This window comes from Methylophaga lonarensis MPL (genome assembly GCF_000349205.1).
GTDB lineage: Bacteria > Pseudomonadota > Gammaproteobacteria > Nitrosococcales > Methylophagaceae > Methylophaga > Methylophaga lonarensis.
Map to the genome: position 1 here is coordinate 70,712 of NZ_APHR01000015.1, position 26,997 is coordinate 97,708.

The following is a 26,997-nucleotide window of genomic DNA, read 5'->3' on the forward strand; positions in this document are numbered from 1 at the left end:
AGGAAAATCCTGAGTCACAACAGGTATTTTTCTCTCTTGCAGGACGAAGTAGCGGCGTAACATCCAAATCGTGGTCGCGGCAAATTACCGCGAAATTTAATAACGACGAGGAGAGAGCATCATGTGGACTAAACCAGAATATTCAGATATGCGTTTCGGTTTCGAAGTCACTATGTACATCTGCAACCGCTAAGACGCAGAAGTTCGAATACAAAAAAACCCCGACAATTTATTGTCGGGGTTTTTTTATGCCTCCAGCAAGGCAAACAGTCAGTGTTTCAACGCATTTTGCCAGTCAAAAACGTCAGGCAATTTCACCCGATATTCATTAAGGAAAATCCTGAATGCTCTCAGGGGTATTTCTGACGTGTCATTCTTAGTCACGGCGTAGTATTCATTTGCCTACCAAAATCGTTTGGAAGGTATTTCTAACAACTATTTGAGAGGAAATTACTATGTGGACTAAACCAGAATATTCAGACATGCGTTTTGGCTTTGAAGTCACCATGTACATCTGCAACCGCTAATAGCGGCCAAGATGTGTGCCCGGAGTGATAGCTCCGGGCATCTCAATGTCTGAATCAGATAACACACGGTTATCGTCTGTTATCTCATTCAAATATGCAGAGGGATAAGAGGCATGCAAGTTCACGTTCTTGGCTCTGGTGCAGGTGGTGGTTTTCCTCAGTGGAACTGTAACTGTGCCAATTGCAAAGGCTTTCGCGAAGGCACCATCAAGGCGAGTGCCCGCACACAATCGTCCATTGCTATCAGTGCAGATGGTGAAAGCTGGATTCTGTTTAACGCCTCGCCTGACATTAAGAAACAAATGGATGACTTTCCGGCTTTTCAACCGGCCCGGATGGTCAGGGATACTGCGATTACGGCCATCGTTATTACCGATGCGCAGATTGATCATGTCACCGGATTACTGACCCTTCGCGAGCACAACAAGCCTTGGGATATCTACTGCACCTCAGCCGTGCATGATGATCTGACCACAGGCTTCCCGGTATTCAACATTCTGGGGCATTTCCGCGGCATTCACTGGCATGAAGTCAACACCGAACAGCGCAGTTTTACCATTCCGTCAGCACCCGGCCTGATTTTTACTGCGGTTCCGCTGAAGAGTGAGGCTCCCCCATACTCGCCACACCGTCACAACACGGTGCCAGGTGACAATATCGGCATGCGTATCGAAGATACCCGAACGGGCAAAAACCTGTTCTACGCGCCGGGACTGGGTGTGGCAGAAGATCATGTCATTGACTATATGAAAAACGCCGACTGTGTGCTGGTGGATGGCACCGTCTGGACTGATGATGAAATGTCGCACGAGGGCATCAGCAACAAACGTGCACAGGAGATGGGCCATCTCGATCAGTCCAGCGAAGGCGGCATCATGAGCATTCTTAACAGCATGACCAAGCCCCGCAAAATTCTGATTCACATCAACAATACCAACCCGATTCTTAACGAAGAATCACCACAACGGCAAATTCTCAATAACGCACAAATCGAAGTTGCCTTTGATGGTATGGACATTGAGCTTTAAAGCTCTGTAAAGACTGACAATAAGGAACATAGCATGGCAGACACAAGCCCCTGGCCTAGAGATGAATTCGAACAAAAACTGCGTGACAAGGAAGCGCTGTATCACATTAATCATCCATTTCATAAATTGATGCATAGCGGCAAGTTGACGCAGCAACAGGTGCAGGGCTGGGTTGCCAATCGTTTTTATTATCAAACGGCGATTCCGATCAAAGATGCGGCGATCATGGCCAACTGTGATGACCCGGAAGTCCGCAAACATTGGGTACAACGCATCATTGACCACGATGGTACAGCGGAGCAGGAAGGTGGGATTGAAGCCTGGTTGCAACTGGGGGAAGCTGTGGGCCTGACTCGGCAGGAGCTGTGGTCTTACGAGCACGTATTACCGGGCGTACGCTTTGCCATTGATGCCTATGTCAACTTTGCTCGTCGAGCGCCATGGCAGGAGGCTGCAGGTTCTTCGCTGACAGAGTTGTTCGCGCCGAAAATTCATCAGGCGAGGCTGGATAACTGGCCAGAACTGTATCCCTGGATTGACGAAAAAGGCTATCGATATTTCCGTAAACGCCTGACCGAGGCCCGTCGGGATGTTGAGCATGGCCTGCAAATTACTCTGGATTATTGTGATACTCGAGAAAAACAGCAGCGCGCGATTGATCTGTTACAGTTCAAGCTCGACATTTTGTGGACCATGCTTGATGCCATGTGGATGGCGTATATCGAAGGTCGTCCTCCTTACCACATGGAGCTGTGAATTAAAGATGATAATCAAGGTGACACCATGAGTGACGGGATATTCAAACCTGACAGCATTCCGATGCTGGCACTGGGATACAGATTTCAATGGGAGCCAGCGCAGGACTGTCATGTCCTGCTTTACCCGGAAGGCATGGTAAAACTGAACGGTCCGGCAGCCGAGATACTTAAGCGAATTAATGATAAACAACAAACAGTAGCTGAACTCATCGCCGAATTGAAAGTCGCTTTTAATGGGGCAGACTTGGATGATGACGTCTATCAGTTCCTGGAGGAAGCATATGGCAACGACTGGATCAGAAAACAATAAAGCGCCTGGCAGTACTGGTGGAGCCAACGGCATGAACGTCAGGGACGCGATTCGCCAACCTTTATGGTTATTGGCGGAACTGACCTACTCATGCCCGCTTCAGTGCCCGTATTGTTCCAATCCGATGGACTTTGCAGCAGTCAAAAGTGAGCTGACCACCGAACAATGGCTATCGGTGTTTCGCCAGGCGCGCGAGATGGGCGCAACGCAATTAGGCTTATCGGGCGGCGAACCGCTGGCAAGACCCGATTTGATTGAGCTGATACGTGAAGCACGCAAGATGGGCTTTTACATCAATTTAATTACTTCCGGCGTGGGCCTCAATGCGGATAAAGTGGCTGAGTTCAAAGAAGCCGGGCTGGATCACATTCAGGTTAGTTTTCAGGCCAGTTCTGAAGATCTTAATAACCTGATTGCCGGTACTGACGCGTTTCAACACAAAATTGAAATGGCACGTGCCGTCAAAGCCAATGGCTACCCGATGGTGCTGTGCTTTGTCACACACCGGCAGAATATCGATCAGATAGATGAAATCCTCGATCTGGCCATCAATCTGGAAGCAGATTACGTTGAATTAGCCACCACACAATACTATGGCTGGGCCATGCACAACCGCGACCAGCTGTTACCGCTCAAGGAACAGCTGGAGCGGGCAGAAGCGATTGCACATCGTTATCAGGACGAGCAAAAAGGCAACATGAAGATTTATTATGTCGTGCCTGATTATTATGAAGACCGACCTAAGGCCTGTATGAATGGTTGGGGCAATGTTTTCCTGACCGTAGCACCTGACGGCACGGCGCTGCCATGTCACGCGGCCCGTGAATTGCCGGGCATGCAACTGCCCAACGTGCGTGATTTGAGCATCCGCGAAATTTGGGAAGGCAGTAACGATTTCAATCGTTTTCGTGGTTTTGACTGGATGCAGGAGCCTTGCCGAAGCTGTGACGAACGTTTCAAAGACTTTGGCGGCTGTCGTTGTCAGGCCTATATGCTGACCGGCGATCCGGCAAAAACGGATCCAGTCTGCAGCAAGTCGCCAGATCATCACCTGATTCTCGAGGCGATTGAGCGTGGTCGAATGGAAGCGGCCAAACCTGCTGAAAAAGCGAAACCATTGGTGTTCAGAAACCCGAAAAATTCCAAAGAAATCTGTGGCCTCTGACGATGCAATCCTGACGCACGGTTTGACCAAGCGATATGGTCAGGCCGTGGTCGTCAACAATCTGAATATTCAAGTTAAAGCAGGCCATTGCTACGGACTGCTGGGTCCCAATGGTGCCGGTAAAAGTACTACCATTCATATGCTGACCACGATGACCTCGATCAGCGAAGGAGAGGCTTGGGTGGCCGGTCAGTCAGTGACTGACAACCCAGTAGCTATCCGTGGTGCCGTTGGTTTGGTGTTTCAGGATTCAGCATTGGATCGCACCATGACCATTGCCGAAAATCTGCATTTTGCGGCGGCACTTTACAAGCTGCCGGCCAGTCAGGCCAATGCCAGAATCGAACGCTTGTTGAATATCTTCAACCTTGAAGACAAACGTCATCAGAAGCTGCTGACGCTTTCAGGTGGTCAACGTCGCGCTGTAGATATCGCTCGGGGCGTATTACACAAGCCGCGGGTTTTGTTTCTTGATGAGCCGACGATTGGTCTGGATTTGCCCAATCGCCGGGCAATCTGGCGTTTTGTCGAACAGCTTCGGCGCGATGAGGGAATGACGGTGTTTCTGACAACGCATTATCTCGAAGAGGCGGTTGCTTGTGACCATGTTGATTTCATCCAGCGAGGACAGTTGCAAACAGGTGGCGCGCCAGAGGCGTTGATTCGCAAGCTGGCATCCTACATTCTGGAAATTGATTGTCAGGACGCTGCTGCTGTCCGTGATTACCTGCTGCCAGAATTTGGTGAACCGATGATTGAGGACGACCATCTCAGCTTCAAGGTGGCAGATCCCGAGGCAGATTTTCATCTGCTGCAAAAACATCTTGGGAATGCGGTCAATGCGATGCAATGGCGACGCCCCAACCTCAACGACGTTTACCTGTGGACAGTCTGTCCGCCTGAGCGCTCAAAAAATATGAGGTCTAAATGAGCTGGTTACCAGTAAAAGCTGTCGTCAGCCGCGAATTGAGTAAGTTGTTCAGACAGCGGGCCCGACTGGTCAGTGCGATGGTTCGCCCGATGATTTGGTTACTGGTGATTGGCAGCGGTGTCGGCAGCATGTTACAGGGCGGCCAGCAAGAAAATTATCTGCAATTTCTGGTGCCCGGTATTGTCGCTATGACGCTGTTGTTTGGTGCCTTGTTGTCAGCATTGACCCTGGTTTATGACAAAGAGTTTGGTGTAATGCGGATGATGTTGATAGCGCCCATTGCCCATTACTGGATCGTGCTGGCCAAATTAATTGCCGCCTGTTTGAGTGCAATGGTGCAGGCACTTCTGCTGGTAATTCTTTTGATGCTGATAGGGCTGGTCGACGTGAAAATTACGCTTATGCTATTGCCAGCCATGTTGATGACGGCCATTTGCTGTGCCGCCATGGGCGGACTGATTGCTGTCTGGTCCAAAACACTGGATAACTTTGCCGTCATTATGAATTTCTTCATCTTTCCGGTCTTTTTCCTGAGCGGTGCTCTATATCCAGTCAGCCAGTTGCCCGACTTACTGCGTTATGTCGTGCTGATTAACCCCTTCAGTTACGGTGTTGACTTACTCAAACACGCGGTACCTGCGGCCCAGTCAGATTTTTCGCTGTGGACCAACATCCTGGTGTTAAGTGTTTTTTCAGTCATCGCAGTGCTGGTGGCCTGCTGGAGATTTTCCAGAGAGTCGGTGCATGAACCGCTGTTTCGCCGGGTGACTGGCAAACCATAGCGGCTGGGACAAACTTTTTGGCTGTTAGCTCAGGCTAAAAATCACCGCACATCATTTAACACAGGCAGTTATTCTCAGTGGTTGCGTGGCTATGGGAAAGCTCTTATGCTTAGGCCTGTTGACCTTTTATCGCCATCTTTGCCGGCGACTATTTTTGCGTCCAACAAGCCCAGCTGCTTTCATAGACAGATAACGTGCCAGGATACCCGCCAGATGCATGTGGTAAGAGACAATCCCCGCCAGAACATGGTGATGCAACAACTAAGACCCAACCAGATATCCGATGCAGGAATTTTGTCGGCACTGGACGCTATCGATCGTTCTTTGTTTGTTGACCCGGCATTCGCAGGACTGGCTTTTTCTGAAACTGAGCTTCCGATAGGTGAAGGTCAGTCACTGCTTTCTCCCTTGCTGGAAGGCCGACTACTTCAGGCCTTGGCTCTTCAACCTCATGAAACTGTGCTGGAAATTGGCACTGGCAGTGGCTATTTCACGGCTTTATTGTCAAAGTTGGCTCACCAGGTGATTACGGTGGAGTTGAATGAAGATCTGCTGATGGAAGCCCAACAGCGATTAACCGAATTGGAAATTAATAACGTTGAGTTTCGCTGCATGGATGCCAGTCGCGGTGTTGAATTAACTGAGCGAATTGATGCGATTATCGCAACCGCTGCCTATGCGGTTGCTCCAGAGGCCTGTTTACACTCATTGAAAGTGGGGGGGCGAATGATAGTGGTCACTGGCAAATCACCTGCGATGCAGGTTCAGCGCATTACCCGAATCAATGAGTGGCAGTGGCAGACAGAAAATCTTTTTGAAACGGTGATGCCGATGATCTATCACGCGGAACCAAAAACTGAATTTGTTTTCTAGAAAAACCGAGAATATAAAAATGAAAAATATGACAGCTACCGAGTTGCGAGACTACCTGGCCACAGATGTGGATCCATTGCTGATCGACGTACGTGAATCCCATGAGCTTGCCAATGGCACCATCAATGGAATTACCCATATTCCGATGAATACCCTGCCAGCACGCTTGAATGAACTGGAGAAGTACAAAAACCAGACCATTGTGGTGATTTGCAGAGCCGGTCAACGAAGCGCTCAGGTTGGTCAATACATGGAACAGATGGGGTTTCGCGATGTGATCAATCTGGCAAGTGGAATGAACGGTTGGGCGACGGATGTTGACCCGAGCATGAAGGTTTATTGAGGATAAGGCATGCAAAGACTGTTACAGGCTGTGCTGTTGTGTACTGGTTTGCTCTCACCAGCATTGTCAGCTAACAATCTGATCGAGGTTTACGAACTGGCCTTGCAAAGCGATCCACAGTTGATGGCCGAAGCTGCTTCACGACGTGCAACAGGAGAACTCAAAGATCAGGCCAGGGCGGGCTTTCTGCCAGAAATCAACCTGTCAGCATCCACTAATCGGATCTGGCAGGACACCTCATCGCAAAATTTTGGTGGCCGTCGTAACTACAACGACAGAGGCTACACACTGAGTCTGGTTCAGCCACTCTATCGACGTGAGAATTTTGTGTTCAGTGAGCAGGCGGATATTGCCATTGAAGGCGCTGATGCCAGTTTTGTGTTGGCAGAGCAGACCCTGTTGGTCCGGGTAGCTGAGCGCTATTTTGATGTGCTTGGCCGAGAAGATGATTTGACCTTTGCTGTGGCTGAACGAGAGGCCATTGCCAAACAGCTTGAGCAGGCTGAACAACGCTTTGAAGTGGGACTTGCCACCATCACGGATGTCACCGAAGCCCAGGCAGCGTTTGATATTGCCAATGCCGCAGTGATTGCTGCCGAGAACGAGCTGGTCAACAGTCGTGAACTACTGCGCGAAACGACGGGCGTCTATCACGAGTTGCTGGCAAGCCTGCAAGATGATTCACCACTGGTCAGTCCTGAGCCTGCGGATATCAATCAATGGAGTGAAGTGGCTATCACCACTAATCCAGCGTTGCGTGTAGCGCGAAGCAATGTCAACATCGCACGCAACAATATTCAACTTCAGCGCAGTGGTCATTATCCTTCAGTTGATGCGGTGGCTCGTAAAGACTATAGCTTTCAGAGTGATAACAACATCAGCGGCAGTACCCGGACGAATCAGGAGCTGGTAGGGATACAGTTTAATCTACCAATTTATGCAGGCGGTGCAGTCAGTTCACGGACACGGGAAGCTGGACATCGGCTGGATGAAAGCATGCAGAACGAAGAAGAAATTCGTCGCATTATCATGCGTGAAACCCGTGCTGCATTTAATAATGTGATGTCTGGTATCAGTCGTGTGCAGGCACTCAAACAGGCGGTTGTTTCCAACGAAAAAGCGCTGGAATCAACAGAAGCCGGGTTTGAGGTCGGCACCAGAACCACAGTCGATGTGCTCAATGCACGGCGAGAATTATTCAGCGCAAGACGGGATTATGCTCAGTCACGCTATGACTACATTGTAAATTCACTGCGATTGAAGCAAGCAGCAGGAATTGTTACGGTGGACGATCTGTACCAGATCAATCAGTGGTTAATGCAATAGCAACCAAAGAGGGTTTATATATGCTGACAAACACCACGGAAAGTGTGCTTGTCGTAATTGATGTTCAGGAACGCCTTGGCGCTGCCATGCCGCCAGGGGTTCGAAACCGGGTTATTGAGCAGATCAGCGTGCTGCTGACAGCTGCAAGCAATCTTGATGTGCCTGTGATGGTTACCGAGCAATATCCCAAAGGCCTGGGCGTAACTGAGCCCGCTTTGCAAAGCCAGCTTGCAGCTGATCTCAAGCCCATCGAAAAAACCTGTTTTTCCTGTGCCCAGTCTCCTGACTTTATGTCCATGCTTGAAAAATCCCAGCGTAGACAGGTGATTTTGACCGGCATGGAAACCCATATTTGTGTGTTGCAAACGGCTATCGAGTTACAGACTGCCGGCTATCAGGTGTATGTCATTGAGGATGCGGTCAGTTCGCGTGCCAAGGGTAATCAATACAACGCATTGCATCGGATGCGGCAGGCCGGAGTGATTATCAGCAATGTTGAGTCCGTGCTGTTTGAATGGCTGGGGGATGCCAGCCATCAGAATTTTAAAACTATCGCTAAACTGATTGTCTGATTCAGCCCTTGATATAACGGCTCAATTCAATGTTTCAGGCATGCTGGCGTTGTCTTTTATTGGCAATGCCGGTGCGTTTGGAGCGGTTTATTTTCGGCAATTGTTGAAAGTCGGGCTGACCTTTGCTGCCGGTTCGATGGTAATCCTCCAGCAAGGCCTGAGCTGCCAGTGCCTCATCTAGCCCAAACCGTTCGGTCATAATCACAAACATCAACTCAAACAATCGTTTCAGCGATATCTTCCAGGTAGAGCCACTGAGTTGATATAAGGCATCTGATAACTGCATAAATTGCTCAAAGGCATTGTCGGTCAGTATCAACGGCAGGCTGTTGCGAAAGCGACCTGAGTTGCCAATCATGTCCCAGTAACGGGCAAAGCGCCCAACCCTTTGCAGGGTAGTGAAACTGATGTCCCGAGTGCTCAGAATGTTGTAGGGCGGCTCGGGGTTATAACGCAGATCATAATCCTTTTCATGGCGATTAATAGGCGCGCCGCGCAGCCGTTTTAATATGCCGAGCTGGATTTCCTGAGGCTCCAACGCCAACAGCTGGTTGAAGCTGTCAGCAAAGTTCTCCAGCGTATCTCCGGGTAAACCGAAGATCAGATCGGTGTGCAGGTGCGCGCCGGTGTTTTGCCTCAGCCAGCGAATATTTTCCTTGCTGCGATCATTATTTTGTTTGCGACTAATCAGGGATTGAATCTGTGGGTCAAAGGTCTGGACCCCAATCTCAAATTGCAGGCTGTTTGCAGGAAAACGTTGCAGCACGACTTTGAGGGCTTCTGGCAGGTTGTCGGGAATCACCTCAAAATGCAGGTACAAATCATCACTCATTCGGGCCAGAAAAAATTCCAGAATGGCGACGCTGGTGCTGACTTTCAGGTTAAAGGTGCGGTCAATAAACTTGAAATTTCGAACGCCTCTTTGCCAAAGTGCGTCCATTTCAGCCAGAAACTTGTCCAGCGGGAAGGGTGAAGCCGTTTTATCAAGCGCCGACAGACAAAACTCGCATTTGAACGGGCAGCCTCGTGAAGCTTCGACATAAATCAGCCTGTGACGAATATCTTCATCATTGTAAAAAGCATAGGGCAGCTGGATCTGCTCAAGCGGCAAGGCTTCGCCCTCAAGATAGCGGCACTCGGGCGCCTGGCCATCAAGCAGTTGCTGGCACAATTCTCGAAACTGCTTCTCACCCGGCCCGACGATGACATAGTCAGCAGCTTCGGCAAAGGCAGGTAAATCAGGCGCATGACTGACCTCAGGGCCACCCAGGATGATCATGGTGTCGGGCGAAATCAGTTTGATCAAACGGACAATCTCACCGGTTTGAGCGACATTCCAGATATAGACACTAAAGCCGATAATTTTTGGCTGATGATTGAGCAATTGTTCAGCAATATTCAATGCGGTTTGCTCAATGGTGAATTCCAGCAAGCGACAACGTGACTGCAATTCACCAAGATTGGCCAACAGATAACGTAAGCCAAAGGCACTATGCATGTAGCGGGCATTGAGGGTGGTCAGCAGAATATCGCTGTCAGTGTGTTGTTCTGAAGTGGATGGCAGCGCTGCATTCATGCTGACAGCCTTTGCTGCAGTGCCTTGCCATAACTGTCGAGTGCAGTCAGCACCGATTGTTGCTGCTCTGTTAAATCAGCTTGTCTCGACTCAGCAAGGGCCTGAAAGAATGCGTCGAAACCGAGTTTACCCGCGACCGGTTGTGACAGTGCTTGATAACAATATTGCTGCCAGTGTTGTTGCTCTTCACTACTCATAGCCTCTGGCCAGTTTCTGGCGCGATAGCGAAACAACAGCTCGGGTAATCGGGCGTCGTTAAACGGCAATTGCAGATCGGCCAGTTGAGCCGGGCCGGCCTCCCGGACTTTGTTCATCAGATTTTTGTCACTGTCACTGATAAAGCCACCGCTATAAAGGCTGGCATCAGGATCAAGCACGTCGTTGTAGCTTGGTTTGCTGAATATCTGCTGAATTTTACTGCGGATAGCTGCAATGTTCTGACGTAGAAACTGCGCGTGTGCCTGTTGTTGAGCTAAATCAATCTGCAGTCGCTCAGCGGCCTCATCGGTCAGGGTGTTGAGCGGCACCACTACTGGACATTTGTTGATATGCAGTGTTTTCAGTGCCGGGCGGCTGGCATGCTCGGGTAATTCAGCCGTGGCGGTGAATAACCATTGGCGGAGTGTGTCGGCATCCTGATCCAGAAGTAATTGTGGGTCGTATCTTAAGTCATAAACGATAATGCCATTCTGGTTGCCCGGTTCGTTTGCCAACGGCAGTACCAGTGCGGTGTTGCAGTATTCAGAGGCATACATTCTGGACACATGAATAACCGGCGTGTCCGAGTTCAGGTTGACCAGCGGCGCCACGGCTTGTTTTTGACGGTGACTGAACACAAAGTCATACAGCCGAGGTTGACGATCACGAATCAACTTCGCCAAGGCAATGGTTGCCCTGACATCGACCAGTGCATCATGAGCGCCTTGATGAGCAATGCCGTTGGCTGCTGTGAGATGTTCAAGGCGAAAACTGGGTTTGCCGCTTTCATGATCTGGCCATTCAATGCCTTCCGGTCGTAAGGCACGGGTCAGTCGAACCATGTCGATAATATCCCAGCGTGAATTACCGTTTTGCCATTCACGGGCATAGGCATCGTAAAAATTTCTGAACAGGGTGAAGCGGGTAAACTCATCATCAAAACGCAGACTGTTGTAGCCCACGCCACAGGTGCCGGGCAGTGCAAGCTCATCATGAATGCGTTTGATAAATTCAGCTTCACACAGTCCTTCCTGCTGTGTGAGCTGCGGTGTAATTCCTGTCACCAGTGCTGCCTGCGGATGCGGTAAAACATCCGGTGCAAGCTGACAGTAGATCATCAGCGGTTCGCCGATGATGTTCAGCTCACTGTCAGTGCGGATACCTGCAAACTGGATTGGACGATCAAAACGTGGATCGATTCCACTGGTTTCGTAGTCATGCCAGTAGAGCGTAGTCATCGGCTACCAGCTGGCGAATACAGCATTGGCTGCATCCAGTGTGTGTTCGATTTCAGCATCCCCATGCGCTGAAGAGACAAAACCTGCTTCAAAAGCCGAAGGTGCCAGATAGACGCCACGTTCTAGCATGCCGTGGAAAAAGCGTTTGAAGCGTTCGATGTCGCATTCGGCAACTTGTTCATAGAAATCAACACGCGGTTCATCGGTGAAGAAAAAGCCGAACATGCCGCCAATGGCATGGGTACTCAGCGCGATATTATGTTTTTGCGCAGCTTCTTTAAGCCCTTGGGTCAGACGCTGCGTCAGATCCGACAGATGCGCATGGAAACCCGGTTGGCGAATTTGCTTGAGTGTGGCAAGGCCAGCCGCCATAGCGACCGGATTGCCTGACAGGGTACCAGCCTGATAGACGGGGCCGAGCGGTGCGATGACCTGCATGATTTCTTTTTTGCCACCAAAAGCGCCCACCGGCAGACCGCCGCCAACAATTTTTCCCAGTGTGGTCAAATCAGGCGTGACTTGATAGTGCTCCTGAGCACCGCCCAGAGCAACCCGGAAACCGGTCATGACTTCATCAAAGATCAGCACGCTTTGATATTCATCACAAATTTGTCTCAAGCCTTCCAGGAAGCCCGGTACCGGCGGGATGCAGTTCATATTACCGGCCACCGGTTCAACAATAATGCAGGCAATTTGTGATCCCAGTTCAGCAAAACATTTGCGCACCGATTCAATGTCATTAAAGCGCAGTGTCAGCGTGTGCTCGGCGACCGAAGCCGGTACACCGGCCGAAGAAGGTACGCCCAGCGTCAGGGCTCCCGAGCCGGCTTTGACCAGCAAGGAATCCGCATGACCGTGGTAACAACCTTCGAATTTGACAACCTTGTCGCGCCCGGTAAAGCCTCTGGCCAATCGAATGGCACTCATGGTTGCTTCTGTGCCAGAGCTGACCATGCGAACCATTTCCATGGAAGGCACCAGTTCGCACAGTAAATCGGCCATGGTGGTTTCAATCGCGGTGGGTGCGCCATAGCCAAGACCGTGAGTGACGGCTTGTTGAACGGCGGCGATAACTTCAGGATGCGCATGTCCGGCTATCATTGGCCCCCATGAGCCGATATAGTCCACATAGCGTTTGTCTTCAGCATCAGTCAGCCAGGCACCTTTACCTTCCTTGAAAAACACGGGTGTGCCACCGACACCGCGGAAGGCTCTGACCGGCGAATTGACGCCACCGGGAATATGATGTTGGGCGAGTTCGAACAGTTGCTGATTGCTGTGCATTTGTATTCCTGAAAGTCCTGATTCAAAGTTGTGCGATAATTCTAGCTTAAACCTGTCATTTGACCGAATTTATGAGCCTGAAACTCAGACTGTTAATCATTGTAACCATTATCCTGCTGATTAACTTTGCCGCCGCTGGCTACTTTATGGTGCAAAACGGCCGCAAAGCTGTAGCGGCCGAAATGGAATCCAGCACCCAGCTTGCCCGCGGGCTGTTGATTAATGCTTTGCCGACCTTGCGATTTTCCAATGATTTGAGCGAGCGGCTGACGCTGATTGTTGATAGTGTTCGACACACACGCCACATCCGCGCATGGTTTGAGGATATGAATGGTCGGCCGTTGATCGGGCAGGAAGAGCGCGCAGGCTTTTTCAATAAGCCGGATGCGCCTGACTGGTTTATTCGATTGATGGAGCCCGAAGCAGTCGCCTTTCGACGACTTATCACCAAGGGCAGCCAATCTTATGGTTATCTGGTGGTCGAGGCGGATCCCAGTGATGGCGTCAACGATGTCTGGATCGATGTTCAGATGTTGTTCTGGCTGGCGATTTTTTTCCTCAATCTGATCCTTATAATGATCTATATGGCCTTGCGTCAGGGCTTGCGGCCATTGGACGAGCTGTCAGAGGCGCTGGGTGATCTGGAAAAAGGTAATTTTTCTGCACGCGTCGACACCACAGCGGTGAAAGAGCTTAATCCGATTCAGATACGCTTTAATCATATGGCCAGCGTCTTGGAAAAAACCATGGCGGAAAACCATGCGCTGGCCGGTAATATGCTCAGTTTGCAGGAGTCCGAACGTCGCGATCTGGCCCGTGAGCTACACGATGAACTGGCACCTTGCCTGTTTGGCATCAGGGTGGATCTGGCAGAAATCGACCGAATTGCAGCAGAGCACAATCTGACTGAAATTAACGAAAAGGTCAGTTCAGTCAAAACCATTACTGCGCATATCCAGTCACTGGTGCGAAAAATGCTCAGCCGTCTGCGTCCGATGACCCTTGATGATCTCGGTTTGGCTGAGGCATTGCGGGATATGCTGCATAATTGGCGGGATCGGCAACCGGAAATAGACTGGGAGTGGGATTTCCACGGTGATTTCTCGGACTTGCCAGATACCTTGCAAGTCACCATTTATCGTGTGGTGCAGGAATGTACTACCAACTGTGTTCGACACGCCGGCGCCAGTCACGTCAAAGTTGAAGTCAAACGTGACTCGGAGAACGTCAAGGTGACGGTGACCGATGATGGTAAGGGCCTTGGCAGCAAACTGGTCCACGGTTTTGGTTTAATAGGTATGCGTGAACGAGTGACTGCACTGGGTGGCCGTATTGCATTTGATACAGAAGAAGGCCAGGGATTGCAGGTACGGGTATTGATTCCTTTGAAAGGTGACTAGCAGATGAAACAGTCGATTACCATTCTGGTCGTTGATGACCACCCTATCGTCAGAGCCGGATGTCGGCAGCTGATTCAGCAAATACCCTCGGCTAAAGTGGTAGAGGCTGAAACGGGTGAAGAGGGCTATCGGGTATTTCAGGAGCTTTATCCAGATATGGTATTGCTGGATATCACTCTGCCAGGAATGGGTGGGCTGGAAGTGCTACGTCGCATTCGGGCCAATCGTGATAACGCCAAGGTGCTGATGTTCAGTATGCATGAAGATCCGGTGTTTGCATCCCGGGCCATGCAGGCTGGAGCACGAGGCTACATCACCAAAAACAATGCTGCCGATCATCTGGTTGAAGCGGTCAACAAGGTACTCGAGGGTAAGATTTATCTGAGTCCGGATATGGCGCAGCAACTTGCCATGTTAAACATTGATTCCGGTACCAGTGCCTTGAGTGATCTGTCGCGCCGCGAACTGGAAATTCTGCGTTTGCTGGGGGAAGGTAAGAGCATGAATGAAATTTCCGATGTATTGGGCATCAGTTACAAAACCGTTGCCAACAATCTGACTCAGATTAAAAGTAAACTGGATATCAGCAAAACCGCTGAACTGATGCGGTTCGCCATCAGCCATGGTTTGTCATCCTAGCCGCTGCGAGTCTTGTTTTAGAGGTCTTGATTTTGCTAGCGCCATACTCTCGTAATGCCGAGCTCACTTTCGTCATTCCCGCACCCAAGTCCCGTCTTTCCCGCGCATGCGGGAATCTGAGAGGCCGTGCAGAGATTGCGGACAAACGTTGCACGTTTTCCGCAATGACGGGGCGTGTAAATCAAGGGAGGTATAGCGTCATTTCCGAGGCACAGTCTCGAAATACCCGGGCCTCACCATCGTTATCCCCGCCCTCACTTTCGTCATTCCCGCACCCAATTCCCGTCATTCCCGCGCATGCGGGAATCTGAGTGCGGGGTAAGCCGGTTCGCTATGAGTTGAGTCGTCATTCCCGCGCATGCGGGAATCTGAGAGGCCTGCAGAGATCGCGGACAAAGACTAAAAGTTTTCCGCAATGACGACCAGGTGGTATTACGACCTTATTGCTGGTCAGAGTAAGGCACTGGCTTAGTCGACACATCCAGCATGAGGAATAAATTCCCTGCATTACGGGATAACTCACTCATGCCAGACTTGCTTGCAGCTTCTATCATATGCAGCAAGTCCATAGGAATTTTCAGCTTCTATAGTCTTATATTTCTCTCTCCTTCGATGAAGGTTTTCAGCCAGACCTACCGGTCTGGCTTTTTTTTGCCTGAAATACCGGTATAGGAAAAATTCCTACCTCAGGCCTAAATGATAAAAATTCTCATTTAGGTGTTCACAGTCGCCGGTTTATCTTGCTATGATGGCGCTTCGATTTTTCACGGCCGGTCGTTGCCGGAGAGGGAAACATTTGATGCACAAAGCTAATATAGCGCGCTGGAGTATTTTCGGCTTGCTGTTCAGTACTATGCTGACAGTACAGGCGCAAGAGTCGCTGGAACATGCCATAGAAACGCAAGTCAACACTGACAGTGCGGCTCGTCAATCTCAGCAACAAATCGACAATCTGGTCGACGAAACGACTGACCTGCTAACGGAGTATCGTGAAGTACTCAGACAGACTCAAAGTCTTCGTGCCTATAACGAGCAACTTGAGCAACTGGTCAACTCTCAGCAGCAAGAGCTGCAATCCATCGATGAACAACTTATTAATATAGAGACCACGCAACGCGACATCGTGCCGTTGATGATGCAGATGATCGAAGTCATGGCCCAGTTTGTTGAGTTGGATGCGCCATTCCTGCCAGCAGAGCGTCAGGAAAGAGTAGTTCAACTGCAAGCGCTGATGTCACGGGCTGACGTTTCTCTGGCTGAAAAATATCGTCGCATTCTTGAAGCCTATCAAGTTGAAACTGAATACGGCCGCACCATCGAAGCCTATCAGGGCACGCTCGATGTAAATGGCCAGTCACGCACCGTTGATTTCCTGCGTATGGGCCGTGTCGGTCTTTACTATCTGACACTGGATGGTATGGAAGCCGGCGTCTGGGATCATGAGGCAGGGCAATGGCAACGCTTGCCCAACCAGTATACAAAATCTGTCGATCAGGGACTTAAAGTGGCACGTAGACAATTACCACCTGACTTATTGGTGCTTCCAGTCAAAGCAGTGGAGCGTGCCGAATGAAAAAACTACTCGCCACCAGCCTGGGTCTGGGATTACTGATCAACTCGTTGCAAGTCACTGCTGCGCCCCCGGCCAATATCGACCAACTGCTTGAGCAAGTGAAACGTGAACGGGTACTTGAGCAGCAACAAAATAAACTGAGAGAAGCGGAATTTCTTGAGGCCCGTGATCAACAGGCCCGTTTGCTGCGCGAAGCCAGAAGTGCATTGGCTAGCGAGGAAGCCCGGACAGCTTCACTGAATGAACAGTTTGAAGAAAACGAACTGATCATCATCGACAAGGAAGCACAACTGCAGGAGAAGTCTGGATCGCTGGGTGAACTGTTTGGCTCGGTTCGGCAAATGGTCAATGACAGCCGCAGCGTGTTGGAAAGCTCGATGACGTCGCTACATAATCGTGAGCGTATTGAGCAGCTCAATGCCCTGGCAGAGCGTCAGCAACAACCGACCATAGATGATCTGCATTTGTTATGGATCAGCCTGCAGGAAGAGATGACCGCTTCAGGCAAAGTGGTTCGCTTTGAAACTGACATTATTAATGCCGCAGGTGAAATGGAATCACGTGAAGTTACACGTATTGGTGTTTTCACTGCTTTCAGCGATGGTAAATTCCTGCGTTACTTGCCTGAAACCGGCAATCTGGTCGAGTTGGCACGACAGCCAGTGCAAAGGCTTCGTGATGTCGCCAAAAACTTTGAAACTGCTGAAGCAGGCACATTACAACCGACTGTGATGGATCCCACCAGAGGCGCCATCATGGCACTGCTGGTGCAAACCCCTAACCTGAAAGAACGTATCGAACAAGGTGGTTGGATAGGCTTTATCATTCTCGGCCTGGGCGCTATAGGTTTGTTGATTGCTTTGCAACGATTTGTCCATCTGATTCTGGTTGAGCGTGGCGTCAAGCGCCAGCAAAAATCTTCTGAAGTCAGCATGAAGAACCCGTTGGGCAGAATACTGTCTGTTTACAAGGAAGAATTGGCACAGGATGTCGAAACCCTGTCGCTCAAACTTGACGAAGCGATCCTGCGTGAAACGCCAAGCATTGAACGCGGCCTGGTTACACTGGCGATTCTCGCCGCTATTGCGCCAATGCTGGGTCTGCTGGGAACGGTCTCCGGCATGATCGAGACCTTCCAGTCCATCACCCTGTTTGGCACCAGTGATCCGAAGTTGATGTCGGGGGGTATCTCGCAGGCCTTGGTGACCACCGAACTTGGTTTGGCGGTAGCGATTCCTTTACTGCTGATTCATAGCGCGTTATCAAGCAAGAGTAATCGATTGATACAAATTCTTGATGAAGAAAGTGCCTCAATCGTAGCGCGCAATGCGGAAAAGCAACATGAGCCAACTGACGGATAATATTTTTCAGATTCAGGTGCTTATGGAGAGTGGGGGCCTGGTGCTCTGGCTCATCCTGCTGGCATCATTGCTGATGTGGACCTTGATCGTTGAGCGATATGTTTATGTGTACTTTGTGCATCCCAAACAGGTCAAACTGCATGTAAACGAGTGGCAACTGCGTCACGACCGGCGCAGTTGGTATGCCCAGCAAATCAGGCAGGGCATGATCGCTGAAAGCCGTATTCAGCTGCAAAAACATCTGGTCTCCATCCGAACCCTGACGGTGGCTTTGCCAATGCTGGGGCTGCTTGGCACGGTGCATGGAATGATCCAGACCTTTGATGTCATGACTGTTTTTGGTACCGGTAATACACGAGGCATGGCCAGTGGTATCTCCATTGCGCTGATTACCACGATGGGTGGCCTGATGACGGCATTGTCTGGCTTGTACTTCATTACTCAGCTGCAACAGCGAGTGTCCCGTGAGGTCGATAATGTTGCCGATGCCTTGCGTCGGGACTAGAGGATTTTATGAGAAACCGACATTCACGTCGCCAAAGTGGCGGCATCGCAGAAATCAACATGACACCGCTCATCGATATGGTGTTTATCCTGCTGATTTTCTTTATTGTCACTACTTCATTTGTGCGAGAGACCGGTGTTGATGTGACACGTCCATCGGCACAGACCGCCACCAGTAAGGAACGTGCCAATATCATGGTTTCTATTCGTGCCAATGATGAAATCTGGATGGATGGCCGGCAAATTGATCGCCGTGCGGTTCGCGCCAACGTTGAACGTATGCATGCTGAAAATCCGGAAGGTGCCGTGATCATTCTGGCTGACAGAGATGCCAAAACCGGTTTGCTGATCGAAGTCATGGATCAGGCGCGTCTGGCCGGTGTTGCTAATGTCTCAATTGCCGCTGAAGCGGATTAGGGGCCGATAGCCGATGCGTTTGTTTGTCGCCCTGTTGCTGGCAGTTGTGGTCAACTTTGGTTTGTTCATGCTGATGAAGCAGATGACCACACCGGCAGTTGTGGAAAGACAACTGACAGAAGATATCCGACTGCTTGATTTTATTCGCATGCAGCGGGAAGAGTCGGAGCCGGAACTCAGACGTCGTGAGCGACCAGAACCGCCACCGCCACCAGAAGAACCACCACCGCCGCCACCTTCTGCGGCAGCACCGGATGTGACACCGCCCAATGTGCCTTCACCACAATTGAATGTTCCGCGCATTGATGTGCCTTTGAGCATAGCGGGTGGCCCTTATCTGGGTGACTTTATGGCGGCGCCGGCACCCGCAGCAACTCCTGGCCCGGCCATTGAACCGAGCATGGATGATGAGGTTGTGCCGCTGGTCAGGATTCCACCTAATTATCCGCGTACCGCTCAGCGTAGAGGTATCGAGGGCGTGGTGACGGTTGAGTTTACGATCACCAGAGACGGCTCTGTTAGAGATCCTGTGGTGGTCAAGGCGACACCGGAAAATATATTTGACCGCGAAGCGCTCAATGCCATCACTCGCTGGAAGTTCAAACCCAAAGTGGTGGACGGGCAGCCCGTTGAGCGTCGGGCAACACAGGAAATTGAATTCAGGATGGCACGCTGATGATGCGCCGAATCTTACTGATAGTCTTTCTTGGCTTACACACGATCGCCGCTGCCGAACAGTATCTGTTAACCGAGTCTACCTATCGCGTTTTGAGTGCTGCCCAGGAAAAAATGGAAGCACAACAATACACCCAGGCTGAGCGTGACTTACAGGCATTGCTACGTGATATTTCATCAGGCTCTTACGATGCGGCAGTGGTCAGGCAAACGCTTGGCTATCTCTATTCAGAAACCGGTGACTATGCAAGAGCTGCAAGCACTTTCCGTGAAGCGCTGGCATCAGAGGCCTTGCCACCGGATGTGAATCATAACCTTCGCTTTAATCTGGCACAGCTGCTGATTGCCGCCGATAACTATCGTGAGGGGATCGCTGAGCTTGAGCGCTGGATGCAAAATGAAGCATCTCCATCGGATAATGCCTATCTGTTGTTGGCCACTGCCTATTACCGTTTACCGGATTACCAGAAAAGCATCGATACCATCAGAATTCTGATTAACCGAACTTCACAACCCAAGGAAGAATGGTATCGCTTGCAGCTGGCCAGCCATATGGAGCTCAACCAGTATCGAGCTGCCACCAGTTTGTTGGAAACCATGGTGAGCCGATATCCCTATCAGAAAAACTACTGGGATCAACTCGCTGCGTTGTACATGCAACAGGAACAGCAATTCCGTTCACTCGCTGTCCATTCATTGACTATGCGCATGGATCTGGGCGACGCCAATACCTTGCAACGCATCATTGATATGTATCGTTATTTAGGCATTCCATACAAAGCGGCCCGTATGCTGGAACAGGCAATGGCGGATGGCGTGATTGCGCGAAATTTTGAACAGCAAAAGAGACTGGCTGACAGCTGGCTGGCGGCTCGTGAACTCGGGCGAGCGATTGAAGTGTTGTCATCTATCGCGACTCAGGATCAAACAGGTGAAACCGGCTTCCAGCTGGCCAGACTGCAAATCAACGAAGAACGCTGGACCGATGCGCTGGCAACCTTGCAACAAGTTGAACCGATGCTGGAGAGTGAGCGATTGCGCGGTGAGTTGCTGTTGCTAAAAGGCATGGCCTATTTCAATCTGGGTGATTACCTGCAGGCCAGAACCCAATTCAGCCAGGCGGTTGCCTTTGAACGGCAACGCAATCAGGCCGGACAATGGCTACGCCATGTTGATGGTTTGCTCAGTGAGCAACAAAGTGCCTCATGAATCACGGCAAGCGCTGAAACAACAGCTTGTCGAGCACTATCGCTGGCTGCGCCAGTATGGTTACAACGACTCACACAGTGGTAATGCCTCTTTCCGCTGGCATGACGAAATCTGGATAACGCCCACCGGTTGCTGTGCGGATTTGTTGCAGCCAGAGGATCTACTGTGTTGCAGTATTGATGGCCAACTGGCTGCGGGCGCTTCACTGGATGCACCACTGCATCTCGAAGTCTATCGACATAATCCCGAAGCACGAGCAGTGCTGCATAGTCACGGTCCACATGCCATAGCACTTAGTTTGTCAGGAAAAGATTTTGTACCTGTCGATTTTGAGGGGCAGTATTACTTTCCTGTTGTGCCTGTTATTGACATTCCTTTCACATCCTACGTTGAACAATCACCGCTCGCAGTTGCAGAGCAGCTGGCGACTCACAAAGTGGCAATCGTTCGTGGTCATGGTGTTTATGCGTGTGCACCGACTATTAACCTGGCCTACAAGTGGAGTTGCTCGGTAGAGCTGTCTGCCAAAATTGCCTGGCTGTCAGTGCAAGGTTAATCTGCAGTCAAGCGCTAACAAAATGACTTTTTACAAGTCTGACCTGATTGAAATTCAATTAACCGGATACGCTCATGAACGCAGAGTACACAGTGAACAAGCAAGTTCAGGATGATGTTTTTCTAAGAACACCCAGACTGGATGGCGTTGACATTGAGCAGAAGCGCCGAGAAATAGCGGCCTGGTTTAACACAACTTTTGAACGTTATGAGTCGTTGTTCAAAACGCTCAAAAACGATCAGGCCTATTACCAAAAACCGATTTCCCTCAGACATCCCCTCATTTTCTATTACGGACACACAGCGACCTTTTTCATTAACAAACTGCTGCTGGCGGGTCTGATCGAGCAACGCATCAATCCCGGGTTTGAATCGATGTTTGCGGTCGGCGTTGATGAGATGAGCTGGGATGATCTGAATGATGCCCATTACGACTGGCCATCAGTTGCACAGGTGCATGACTATCGTCGACAGGTTCAGGCCGTCGTCAATCGGGTGATTGATTCGGCGCCGTTGTCATTGCCAATCAACTGGGAAAACCCCTGGTGGGCGATCATCATGGGCATTGAACATGAATTGATTCATCTGGAAACCTCCTCGGTGCTGATTCGGCAACAAAAGCTGGAGTTGGTGCAAAGTCGAGCTGACTGGAAACCCTGGACTGGCAGCGGACTTGCGCCTGAGAATGCTCTGGTTTCTGTCGCTGCGGGTTCGGTGCGCCTTGGCAAATCGTTTGATGATCCCATTTACGGATGGGATAACGAATATGGTCGACATCAAGCCGAAATTGCAGAGTTTCAGGCGGCGCGATACCTGGTGAGCAATCAGGAATTTCTCTCATTTGTTGAAGCGGGTGGTTATCAACAGGATCAGTGGTGGTCAGATGAGGGACTGGAATGGCGAAACTTCAGCAAGGCCCAGCATCCCACTTTCTGGCATCAATCCGAACAGGGCTGGCAACTGAGATTAATGACTGAATTGGTGCCAATGCGCTGGGACTGGCCAGCCGAAGTCAACTATCACGAGGCCAAGGCTTTCTGTGAGTGGAAGGCGGCAGAAACCAAGTTACCCGTCCGCTTGCCGACTGAAGACGAATGGTACCGGTTATATGAGGTTTCTGGACTTGCTGCGCTGGATCACCAACAAAGTGATGCCAATATTCATCTGGATTATGCTGCCTCGTCATGTCCGGTCAACCAGTTTGCCCATGGCGAGTTTTTTGATGTGGTTGGCAATGTCTGGCAGTGGACAGAAACCCCGATTTATCCGTTTGACGGTTTTAAGGTGCATCCGATTTATGATGATTTCACCACGCCGACTTATGATGGCAAACATCAGCTTATTAAAGGCGGTTCATGGGTATCGTGCGGCAATGAAACACAATTAAGCTCACGTTATGCCTTTAGGAAACATTTTTTTCAGCATGCCGGATTTCGTTATGTTGTGTCGCAGCAGGAGGTTGTACAAGTGAGTTCGCAATATGAGACAGATAAGCTGGTGTCCGAATACGCAGAATTTCACTACGGTGACAGCTACTTTGAGGTCGCCAACTTCCCCAAAACACTTGCTGAACTGGCAATAGGATTAATGGCAGACAGACCGGCCCATCGCGCGCTGGATTTAGGCTGTGCCACAGGCCGTTCCACTTTTGAGCTTGCGAGACATTTTGACGAAGTGACCGGCGTGGATTTTTCTGCCCGACTCATTAACGTTGGCGTACAGCTTGCCGAGCAAGGTGTCATCCGATACACCATCGCCGATGAAGGTGATTTGGTACTTTATCGTGAGCGAAGCCTCGAACAACTGGGGCTGGCAGACACTGCTGACAAAGTGAGTTTCTTACAGGGAGATGCTTGTAATCTGAAGCCAGTATTTGCAGGATATGACCTGATTCTGGCGGCAAACCTGATTGATCGGCTGTACAAGCCCGCGCTGTTTCTGCAAACCGTTCATGAGCGAATCAATCCGGGCGGTCTGTTGATGATTACCTCGCCTTACACCTGGCTGGAAGAGCATACCGAAAAAGACGACTGGCTGGGCGGTTTCAAAAAAGACGGTGAAAGCTTCTTTACCCTGGATGGACTGAAGGCCATTTTGGAGCAAAACTTCAGGCTGGTGCATGGCCCTGAATCGGTGCCTTTTGTGTTGCGTGAAACCCGGCGAAAATTCCAGCATACTTTGTCGGAAGTGACGGTGTGGGAACGTAAAGCTTGAGTTTTGATTTTGACCAGCCGATTGACCGGGAAAATACCGGCAGTCTGAAATTTGATGCTCGCAGACAACTCTTTGGCCGGGAGGATGTGATCCCCCTGTGGGTGGCAGATATGGACTTTGCTGTGGCAGAGCCGATAAGCCAGGCCCTGCAACAACGTGCTGCTCATCCGGTTTATGGTTACACAGTGTTTCCGGACGAGCTGAAAACCGTCATGTGTGACTGGTTTGCCAGACGGCATCAATGGACCATTGAGCCCGACAGTATTGTCTGGTGTCCGGGGGTTGTGCCTTCGTTACATGCCTCAATTCTTGCCTTGACCGAGCCCGGCGACCCGGTGATTGTGCAGCCGCCAGTGTATGCACCTTTTTTCACCGCGGTGACCCAAACACAGCGACAATTGATGCTTAATCCCTTGCAGCAAACAGCCAGCGGGGATTATCAAATTGATTTTGACCATCTGCAGCAATGTGCTGAGGCCGGTGCCAAATGCCTGGTGTTTTGCTCGCCACACAATCCCGTCGGCAGGGTATGGAGCCAGACAGAATTACAACAGCTACTCGACTGGGCAGAGCAGTATCAGATCACCGTGATTTCAGATGATATTCATGCCGATCTGGTATACCCCGAGTTCAAGCATCGGCCTTTGGCGACATTTGAACGTCCTGATGTAAAGCTGATCACGGCGGTTTCAGCCAGCAAAACCTTTAATATTCCTGGTCTTGGGTTATCGGCTCTGGTGGTGGATGATGCCGAGCAACGTCAGGCGATCAACCGGGTATTTGACAGCTGGCATGTTTCAGCCGCCAATCCATTCAGCATCACGGCATTTACCGCTGCTTATCAGTATGGCGATGACTGGCTGGATGCCTTGATGGATTATCTGCGGCAAACGCGTGACTGGGTGATGGAGTTTGCCGCTGACAATTGTCCACAGATACAAGTCATTCCTGCTCAAGGCACCTATTTACTTTGGCTGGATTGTCGGCAGCTTGGTCTCAAGGATGCCGAACTGAAACGATTCTTTGTCGAACAGGCGGGAATAGGCATGAATCAAGGCAAGATGTTTGGCGATGTAGGGCGGGGGTTTATGCGAATGAACATTGCCTGTCCCAGAGCAATTGTTGAACAAGCCTGGCAGCTGATTGCCAGAGCCGTTCACGCCAGACATTCTAAAACTATTTAAAACCGGGCCAATTGATACCGAATTGGCGTTGACTGTGTCAGAATCAAGTGACTGTTGGTAAAAACCGCACAACAAGTGTCAGTATTTGTGTTAAACCAATAGTCAGAGACATTGTTGTTTCGTGTTTAAGTGAGGCTGATTATGAGCGAATCCATTGGACAGGACGCAGGAATGGTGTGGACTTACCTGCGAAAAACCGGCACTGCATCTGTGACCAAAACCGCCCGTGAGTGCGAACTGGACCCTAAACGCATGCAACGTGCGATTGGCTGGTTGGCACGAGAGGACAAGCTGGAAATCGAAGCCACCCCTCGCGGTGAGTGGCTGAGCCTGAAGTAAAACTACCTGTCAGTTGCCAAGGGGGCGACTGACAGTAAAGGCACCTCGAATCTGTCCAGCGCTGAAACCGGTTGCCTGATCATCCGGGTAATAGCGATCAATAATGGCCTGGAGCGGTTCGGCAATGGTCGCGCCGTGGCAGGTCAGGCAAGCCTGTTCAGTTGGAATGGCTTTCATCATTCGCCATTGCAAACCCTGTTCAGTGTCAACGACTTCGCTGAAACTGATTCCGGCAATATCTTCGCCACCTTTCAGGCGCGTTTCAAACTGTTTTAATACCAGCGTTTCCCATTCATCTGGCTGATTGTCAGGATTTCGGACTTTGAGACTGGTTCTGCCAATGTCGAACTGATATTGCTCAGATAAAGAAGCCGCAATTTCCGGTGCGATTGTGTTGCAAACCTCAACGGCCTCAATCGGTCCCCCCTCCTGCATGGCCTGCATCAGAGCGCCGCGCAAAGTCGTGGCAAATTCCTGAATTGCGCTGGATGCTTCTTCATTAAATTCCGGGCCAGCCTCGGATTGGCAACCGGCCAATGCAAGCGAGATAACAATAAGTGATGAGCGAATCATGGGCATAACTCCTTGCGCTTGGGATTAGCTTTTTCAAAGCACGACGAGCATAGGGCTTCCACAACAAGCGGCCTCGGACGTTTGGGTGCTTTGATAACAAAATATAAGTAAATTCTAATTTACCAATCCTGAATACATTCTGTCAAAGCGCGTGAGAACCGGCTTGTCTGATCGGGTTTTATACTGATACCCTTCGGGTCAACATTTATCGGGGTATTATCAGGCAATGACCAACAATTACGATGCTTCTGCCATTGAAGTGTTGACCGGGCTGGAGCCGGTCCGGAAACGTCCGGGGATGTACACCGAGACAACCCGGCCTAATCATCTGGCTCAGGAAGTCATCGATAACAGTGTTGATGAGGCCGTTGCCGGTCACGCTACTGCAATTCAAGTCATTCTGCATGCCGACAACTCTCTGGAAGTGATTGACGATGGACGGGGCATGCCAGTGGATATTCACCCTGAAGAAGGCGTTCCCGGAGTTGAAGTCATTCTGACCCGCCTGCACGCCGGGGGTAAGTTCTCCAATAAAAACTATCGTTTTTCCGGTGGTCTGCATGGGGTTGGTGTGTCGGTGGTTAATGCGCTTTCTTCCCGGCTGGAAGTTGCCATACGCCGCGATGGTGTCAGTTATTCAATCGCATTTGAACACGGTCAGCTGGTTGAACCACTGACAGAAACCGGCACAGTCGGCAAACGCAATACAGGCACCAGTGTTCGCTTTTGGCCTGAAGCCAGCTTTTTTGATACATCAAAGTTTCTGGTGTCCAGATTACGTCATGTATTGCGGGCCAAGGCAGTGCTGTGCCCGGGATTAGTGGTGACGTTTACTGATCTCAGCGGCGCAGAAAAACAAGAAGATCGCTGGTGTTACGAAGATGGCTTGAAAAGCTATCTTGCCGTCGCGATGACGGATATGCCTTGTGTTCCCGCCAATCCGTTTGTCGGCAATTTCGCCGAAAATGATCAGGAAGTGGATTGGGCATTGATGTGGCTGACAGAGCCAGCTGAAGTCATGGCCGAAAGCTATGTCAATCTGATCCCGACTATTCAGGGCGGTACCCATGTTAATGGCTTGCGCAGTGGTTTGCTGGATGCCTTGCGAGAGTTTTGTGAGTTTCGTAGTTTGTTGCCGCGTGGCGTCAAGTTATCTCCCGAAGATATCTGGGATCGCTGTTGCTATGTGCTGTCTGCCAAAATCGAAGATCCACAATTTTCAGGGCAAACCAAAGAGCGTTTGTCATCGCGGCAGTGCGCGGCATTTGTTTCCGGTGCGGTCAAGGATGCGTTCAGCTTGTGGCTGAATCACCATATTGAAGATGGTGAGAAGATCGCTGAGTTGGTGATCAGCAATGCTCAATCTCGTCTCAAACAAAGCCAAAAAAGTAGTACGCAAACGTGTTCAAGATCAGGTCCTGCCTTGACCCGGAAACTGGCGGA

Annotated in this window: 29 protein-coding genes; 25 read left to right on the forward strand and 4 right to left on the reverse strand. The window is 50.4% G+C overall.

Annotated elements, in window-relative coordinates; genetic code table 11:
* Positions 1-121 precede the first annotated feature (121 nt).
* The 12 genes from pqqA (MPL1_RS13390) to MPL1_RS03515 all read left to right on the forward strand — a co-directional run bounded on the left by pqqA (MPL1_RS13390) (position 122) and on the right by MPL1_RS03515 (position 8,615).
* Positions 122-193, forward strand: a complete 72-nt coding sequence (gene pqqA, locus MPL1_RS13390) for a pyrroloquinoline quinone precursor peptide PqqA (protein WP_081443609.1) — start codon at positions 122-124, stop codon at positions 191-193.
* A 262-nt stretch (positions 194-455) separates the two neighbouring features.
* Complete coding sequence (pqqA, locus tag MPL1_RS13395; protein WP_081443609.1) at positions 456-527, forward strand: pyrroloquinoline quinone precursor peptide PqqA; 72 nt, start codon at positions 456-458, stop codon at positions 525-527.
* A 113-nt stretch (positions 528-640) separates the two neighbouring features.
* On the forward strand, positions 641-1,555 hold the full coding sequence (pqqB, locus tag MPL1_RS03470) for a pyrroloquinoline quinone biosynthesis protein PqqB (RefSeq protein ID WP_009725743.1): 915 nt from the start codon (positions 641-643) through the stop codon (positions 1,553-1,555).
* Between the two features lie 33 nt (positions 1,556-1,588).
* The gene (pqqC, locus tag MPL1_RS03475) at positions 1,589-2,311 is read left to right on the forward strand and encodes a pyrroloquinoline-quinone synthase PqqC (protein WP_009725744.1); all 723 of its coding nucleotides are present in this window, start codon (positions 1,589-1,591) and stop codon (positions 2,309-2,311) included.
* A gap of 27 nt (positions 2,312-2,338) precedes the next feature.
* Positions 2,339-2,623: a pyrroloquinoline quinone biosynthesis peptide chaperone PqqD gene (pqqD, locus tag MPL1_RS03480; RefSeq protein WP_009725745.1), complete on the forward strand. Its 285-nt coding sequence runs from the start codon at positions 2,339-2,341 to the stop codon at positions 2,621-2,623.
* Positions 2,595-3,788 carry a pyrroloquinoline quinone biosynthesis protein PqqE gene (gene pqqE, locus MPL1_RS03485; RefSeq protein WP_009725746.1) on the forward strand — a complete coding sequence of 398 codons (1,194 nt, stop codon included), beginning with the start codon at positions 2,595-2,597 and terminating at the stop codon, positions 3,786-3,788. The genes pqqD and pqqE overlap by 29 nt, the downstream gene beginning before the upstream one ends.
* Entirely contained in the window at positions 3,778-4,719 is a 942-nt protein-coding gene (locus tag MPL1_RS03490; RefSeq protein ID WP_009725747.1) for an ABC transporter ATP-binding protein, read from the forward strand. The genes pqqE and MPL1_RS03490 overlap by 11 nt, the downstream gene beginning before the upstream one ends.
* A complete protein-coding gene (locus MPL1_RS03495) occupies positions 4,716-5,501 on the forward strand; it encodes an ABC transporter permease (RefSeq protein WP_009725748.1) in 786 nt (261 codons plus the stop codon). Before MPL1_RS03490 ends, MPL1_RS03495 begins: the two co-directional genes overlap by 4 nt.
* Before the next feature lie 213 nt (positions 5,502-5,714).
* A complete protein-coding gene (locus tag MPL1_RS03500) occupies positions 5,715-6,374 on the forward strand; it encodes a protein-L-isoaspartate O-methyltransferase family protein (RefSeq protein WP_009725749.1) in 660 nt (219 codons plus the stop codon).
* 19 nt (positions 6,375-6,393) lie between these two features.
* Positions 6,394-6,717, forward strand: coding sequence for a rhodanese-like domain-containing protein (locus MPL1_RS03505; RefSeq protein WP_009725750.1), 324 nt, complete (start codon positions 6,394-6,396; stop codon positions 6,715-6,717).
* 9 nt (positions 6,718-6,726) lie between these two features.
* The gene (locus MPL1_RS03510) at positions 6,727-8,043 is read left to right on the forward strand and encodes a TolC family outer membrane protein (protein ID WP_009725751.1); all 1,317 of its coding nucleotides are present in this window, start codon (positions 6,727-6,729) and stop codon (positions 8,041-8,043) included.
* Positions 8,044-8,063: 20 nt separating this feature from the next.
* Complete coding sequence (locus MPL1_RS03515) at positions 8,064-8,615, forward strand: hydrolase (protein WP_009725752.1); 552 nt, start codon at positions 8,064-8,066, stop codon at positions 8,613-8,615.
* Between the two features lie 34 nt (positions 8,616-8,649).
* Here MPL1_RS03515 and MPL1_RS03520 read toward each other — a convergent pair whose 3' ends face one another.
* From MPL1_RS03520 to hemL, 3 genes are read right to left on the reverse strand one after another with little or no spacing between them, the layout of a single operon-like run.
* Positions 8,650-10,191, reverse strand: coding sequence for a B12-binding domain-containing radical SAM protein (locus MPL1_RS03520; RefSeq protein WP_009725753.1), 1,542 nt, complete (start codon positions 10,189-10,191; stop codon positions 8,650-8,652).
* The gene (gene sbcB, locus MPL1_RS03525) at positions 10,188-11,627 is read right to left on the reverse strand and encodes an exodeoxyribonuclease I (RefSeq protein WP_009725754.1); all 1,440 of its coding nucleotides are present in this window, start codon (positions 11,625-11,627) and stop codon (positions 10,188-10,190) included. The genes MPL1_RS03520 and sbcB overlap by 4 nt, the downstream gene beginning before the upstream one ends.
* A gap of 3 nt (positions 11,628-11,630) precedes the next feature.
* Complete coding sequence (gene hemL, locus MPL1_RS03530) at positions 11,631-12,911, reverse strand: glutamate-1-semialdehyde 2,1-aminomutase (protein WP_009725755.1); 1,281 nt, start codon at positions 12,909-12,911, stop codon at positions 11,631-11,633.
* Between the two features lie 71 nt (positions 12,912-12,982).
* On the opposite strand from hemL, the gene MPL1_RS03535 reads away from it, so the two are divergent.
* The 12 genes from MPL1_RS03535 (at position 12,983) to MPL1_RS03590 (ending at position 24,981) form a co-directional block, all read left to right on the forward strand.
* The gene (locus MPL1_RS03535; RefSeq protein WP_009725756.1) at positions 12,983-14,311 is read left to right on the forward strand and encodes an ATP-binding protein; all 1,329 of its coding nucleotides are present in this window, start codon (positions 12,983-12,985) and stop codon (positions 14,309-14,311) included.
* 3 nt (positions 14,312-14,314) lie between these two features.
* Complete coding sequence (locus MPL1_RS03540) at positions 14,315-14,950, forward strand: response regulator (RefSeq protein ID WP_009725757.1); 636 nt, start codon at positions 14,315-14,317, stop codon at positions 14,948-14,950.
* A gap of 799 nt (positions 14,951-15,749) precedes the next feature.
* Entirely contained in the window at positions 15,750-16,523 is a 774-nt protein-coding gene (locus MPL1_RS03545) for a DUF3450 domain-containing protein (RefSeq protein WP_009725758.1), read from the forward strand.
* Complete coding sequence (locus MPL1_RS03550; protein ID WP_009725759.1) at positions 16,520-17,884, forward strand: MotA/TolQ/ExbB proton channel family protein; 1,365 nt, start codon at positions 16,520-16,522, stop codon at positions 17,882-17,884. The genes MPL1_RS03545 and MPL1_RS03550 overlap by 4 nt, the downstream gene beginning before the upstream one ends.
* Positions 17,865-18,389: a MotA/TolQ/ExbB proton channel family protein gene (locus MPL1_RS03555; RefSeq protein ID WP_009725760.1), complete on the forward strand. Its 525-nt coding sequence runs from the start codon at positions 17,865-17,867 to the stop codon at positions 18,387-18,389. Before MPL1_RS03550 ends, MPL1_RS03555 begins: the two co-directional genes overlap by 20 nt.
* Before the next feature lie 8 nt (positions 18,390-18,397).
* Positions 18,398-18,805 (forward strand): ExbD/TolR family protein, encoded by a 408-nt coding sequence (locus MPL1_RS03560; protein WP_009725761.1) that lies wholly within the window; start codon positions 18,398-18,400, stop codon positions 18,803-18,805.
* A gap of 13 nt (positions 18,806-18,818) precedes the next feature.
* A complete protein-coding gene (locus MPL1_RS03565) occupies positions 18,819-19,481 on the forward strand; it encodes an energy transducer TonB (protein WP_009725762.1) in 663 nt (220 codons plus the stop codon).
* The gene (locus MPL1_RS03570; protein ID WP_009725763.1) at positions 19,481-20,689 is read left to right on the forward strand and encodes a tetratricopeptide repeat protein; all 1,209 of its coding nucleotides are present in this window, start codon (positions 19,481-19,483) and stop codon (positions 20,687-20,689) included. The genes MPL1_RS03565 and MPL1_RS03570 overlap by 1 nt, the downstream gene beginning before the upstream one ends.
* Complete coding sequence (locus MPL1_RS03575; protein ID WP_235045517.1) at positions 20,667-21,245, forward strand: class II aldolase/adducin family protein; 579 nt, start codon at positions 20,667-20,669, stop codon at positions 21,243-21,245. The genes MPL1_RS03570 and MPL1_RS03575 overlap by 23 nt, the downstream gene beginning before the upstream one ends.
* Before the next feature lie 74 nt (positions 21,246-21,319).
* Complete coding sequence (gene ovoA, locus MPL1_RS03580; RefSeq protein WP_009725765.1) at positions 21,320-23,458, forward strand: 5-histidylcysteine sulfoxide synthase; 2,139 nt, start codon at positions 21,320-21,322, stop codon at positions 23,456-23,458.
* Positions 23,455-24,642 carry a MalY/PatB family protein gene (locus MPL1_RS03585; protein ID WP_009725766.1) on the forward strand — a complete coding sequence of 396 codons (1,188 nt, stop codon included), beginning with the start codon at positions 23,455-23,457 and terminating at the stop codon, positions 24,640-24,642. The genes ovoA and MPL1_RS03585 overlap by 4 nt, the downstream gene beginning before the upstream one ends.
* A 141-nt stretch (positions 24,643-24,783) precedes the next feature.
* Positions 24,784-24,981, forward strand: a complete 198-nt coding sequence (locus MPL1_RS03590; protein ID WP_040576842.1) for a winged helix-turn-helix domain-containing protein — start codon at positions 24,784-24,786, stop codon at positions 24,979-24,981.
* 9 nt (positions 24,982-24,990) lie between these two features.
* Here MPL1_RS03590 and MPL1_RS03595 read toward each other — a convergent pair whose 3' ends face one another.
* Positions 24,991-25,554 carry a Tll0287-like domain-containing protein gene (locus MPL1_RS03595; protein ID WP_009725768.1) on the reverse strand — a complete coding sequence of 188 codons (564 nt, stop codon included), beginning with the start codon at positions 25,552-25,554 and terminating at the stop codon, positions 24,991-24,993.
* Between the two features lie 226 nt (positions 25,555-25,780).
* Here MPL1_RS03595 and MPL1_RS03600 point away from each other — a divergent pair.
* Positions 25,781-26,997 (forward strand): ATP-binding protein (locus MPL1_RS03600; RefSeq protein ID WP_009725769.1); only part of this gene is annotated, 1,217 nt, incomplete at its 3' end.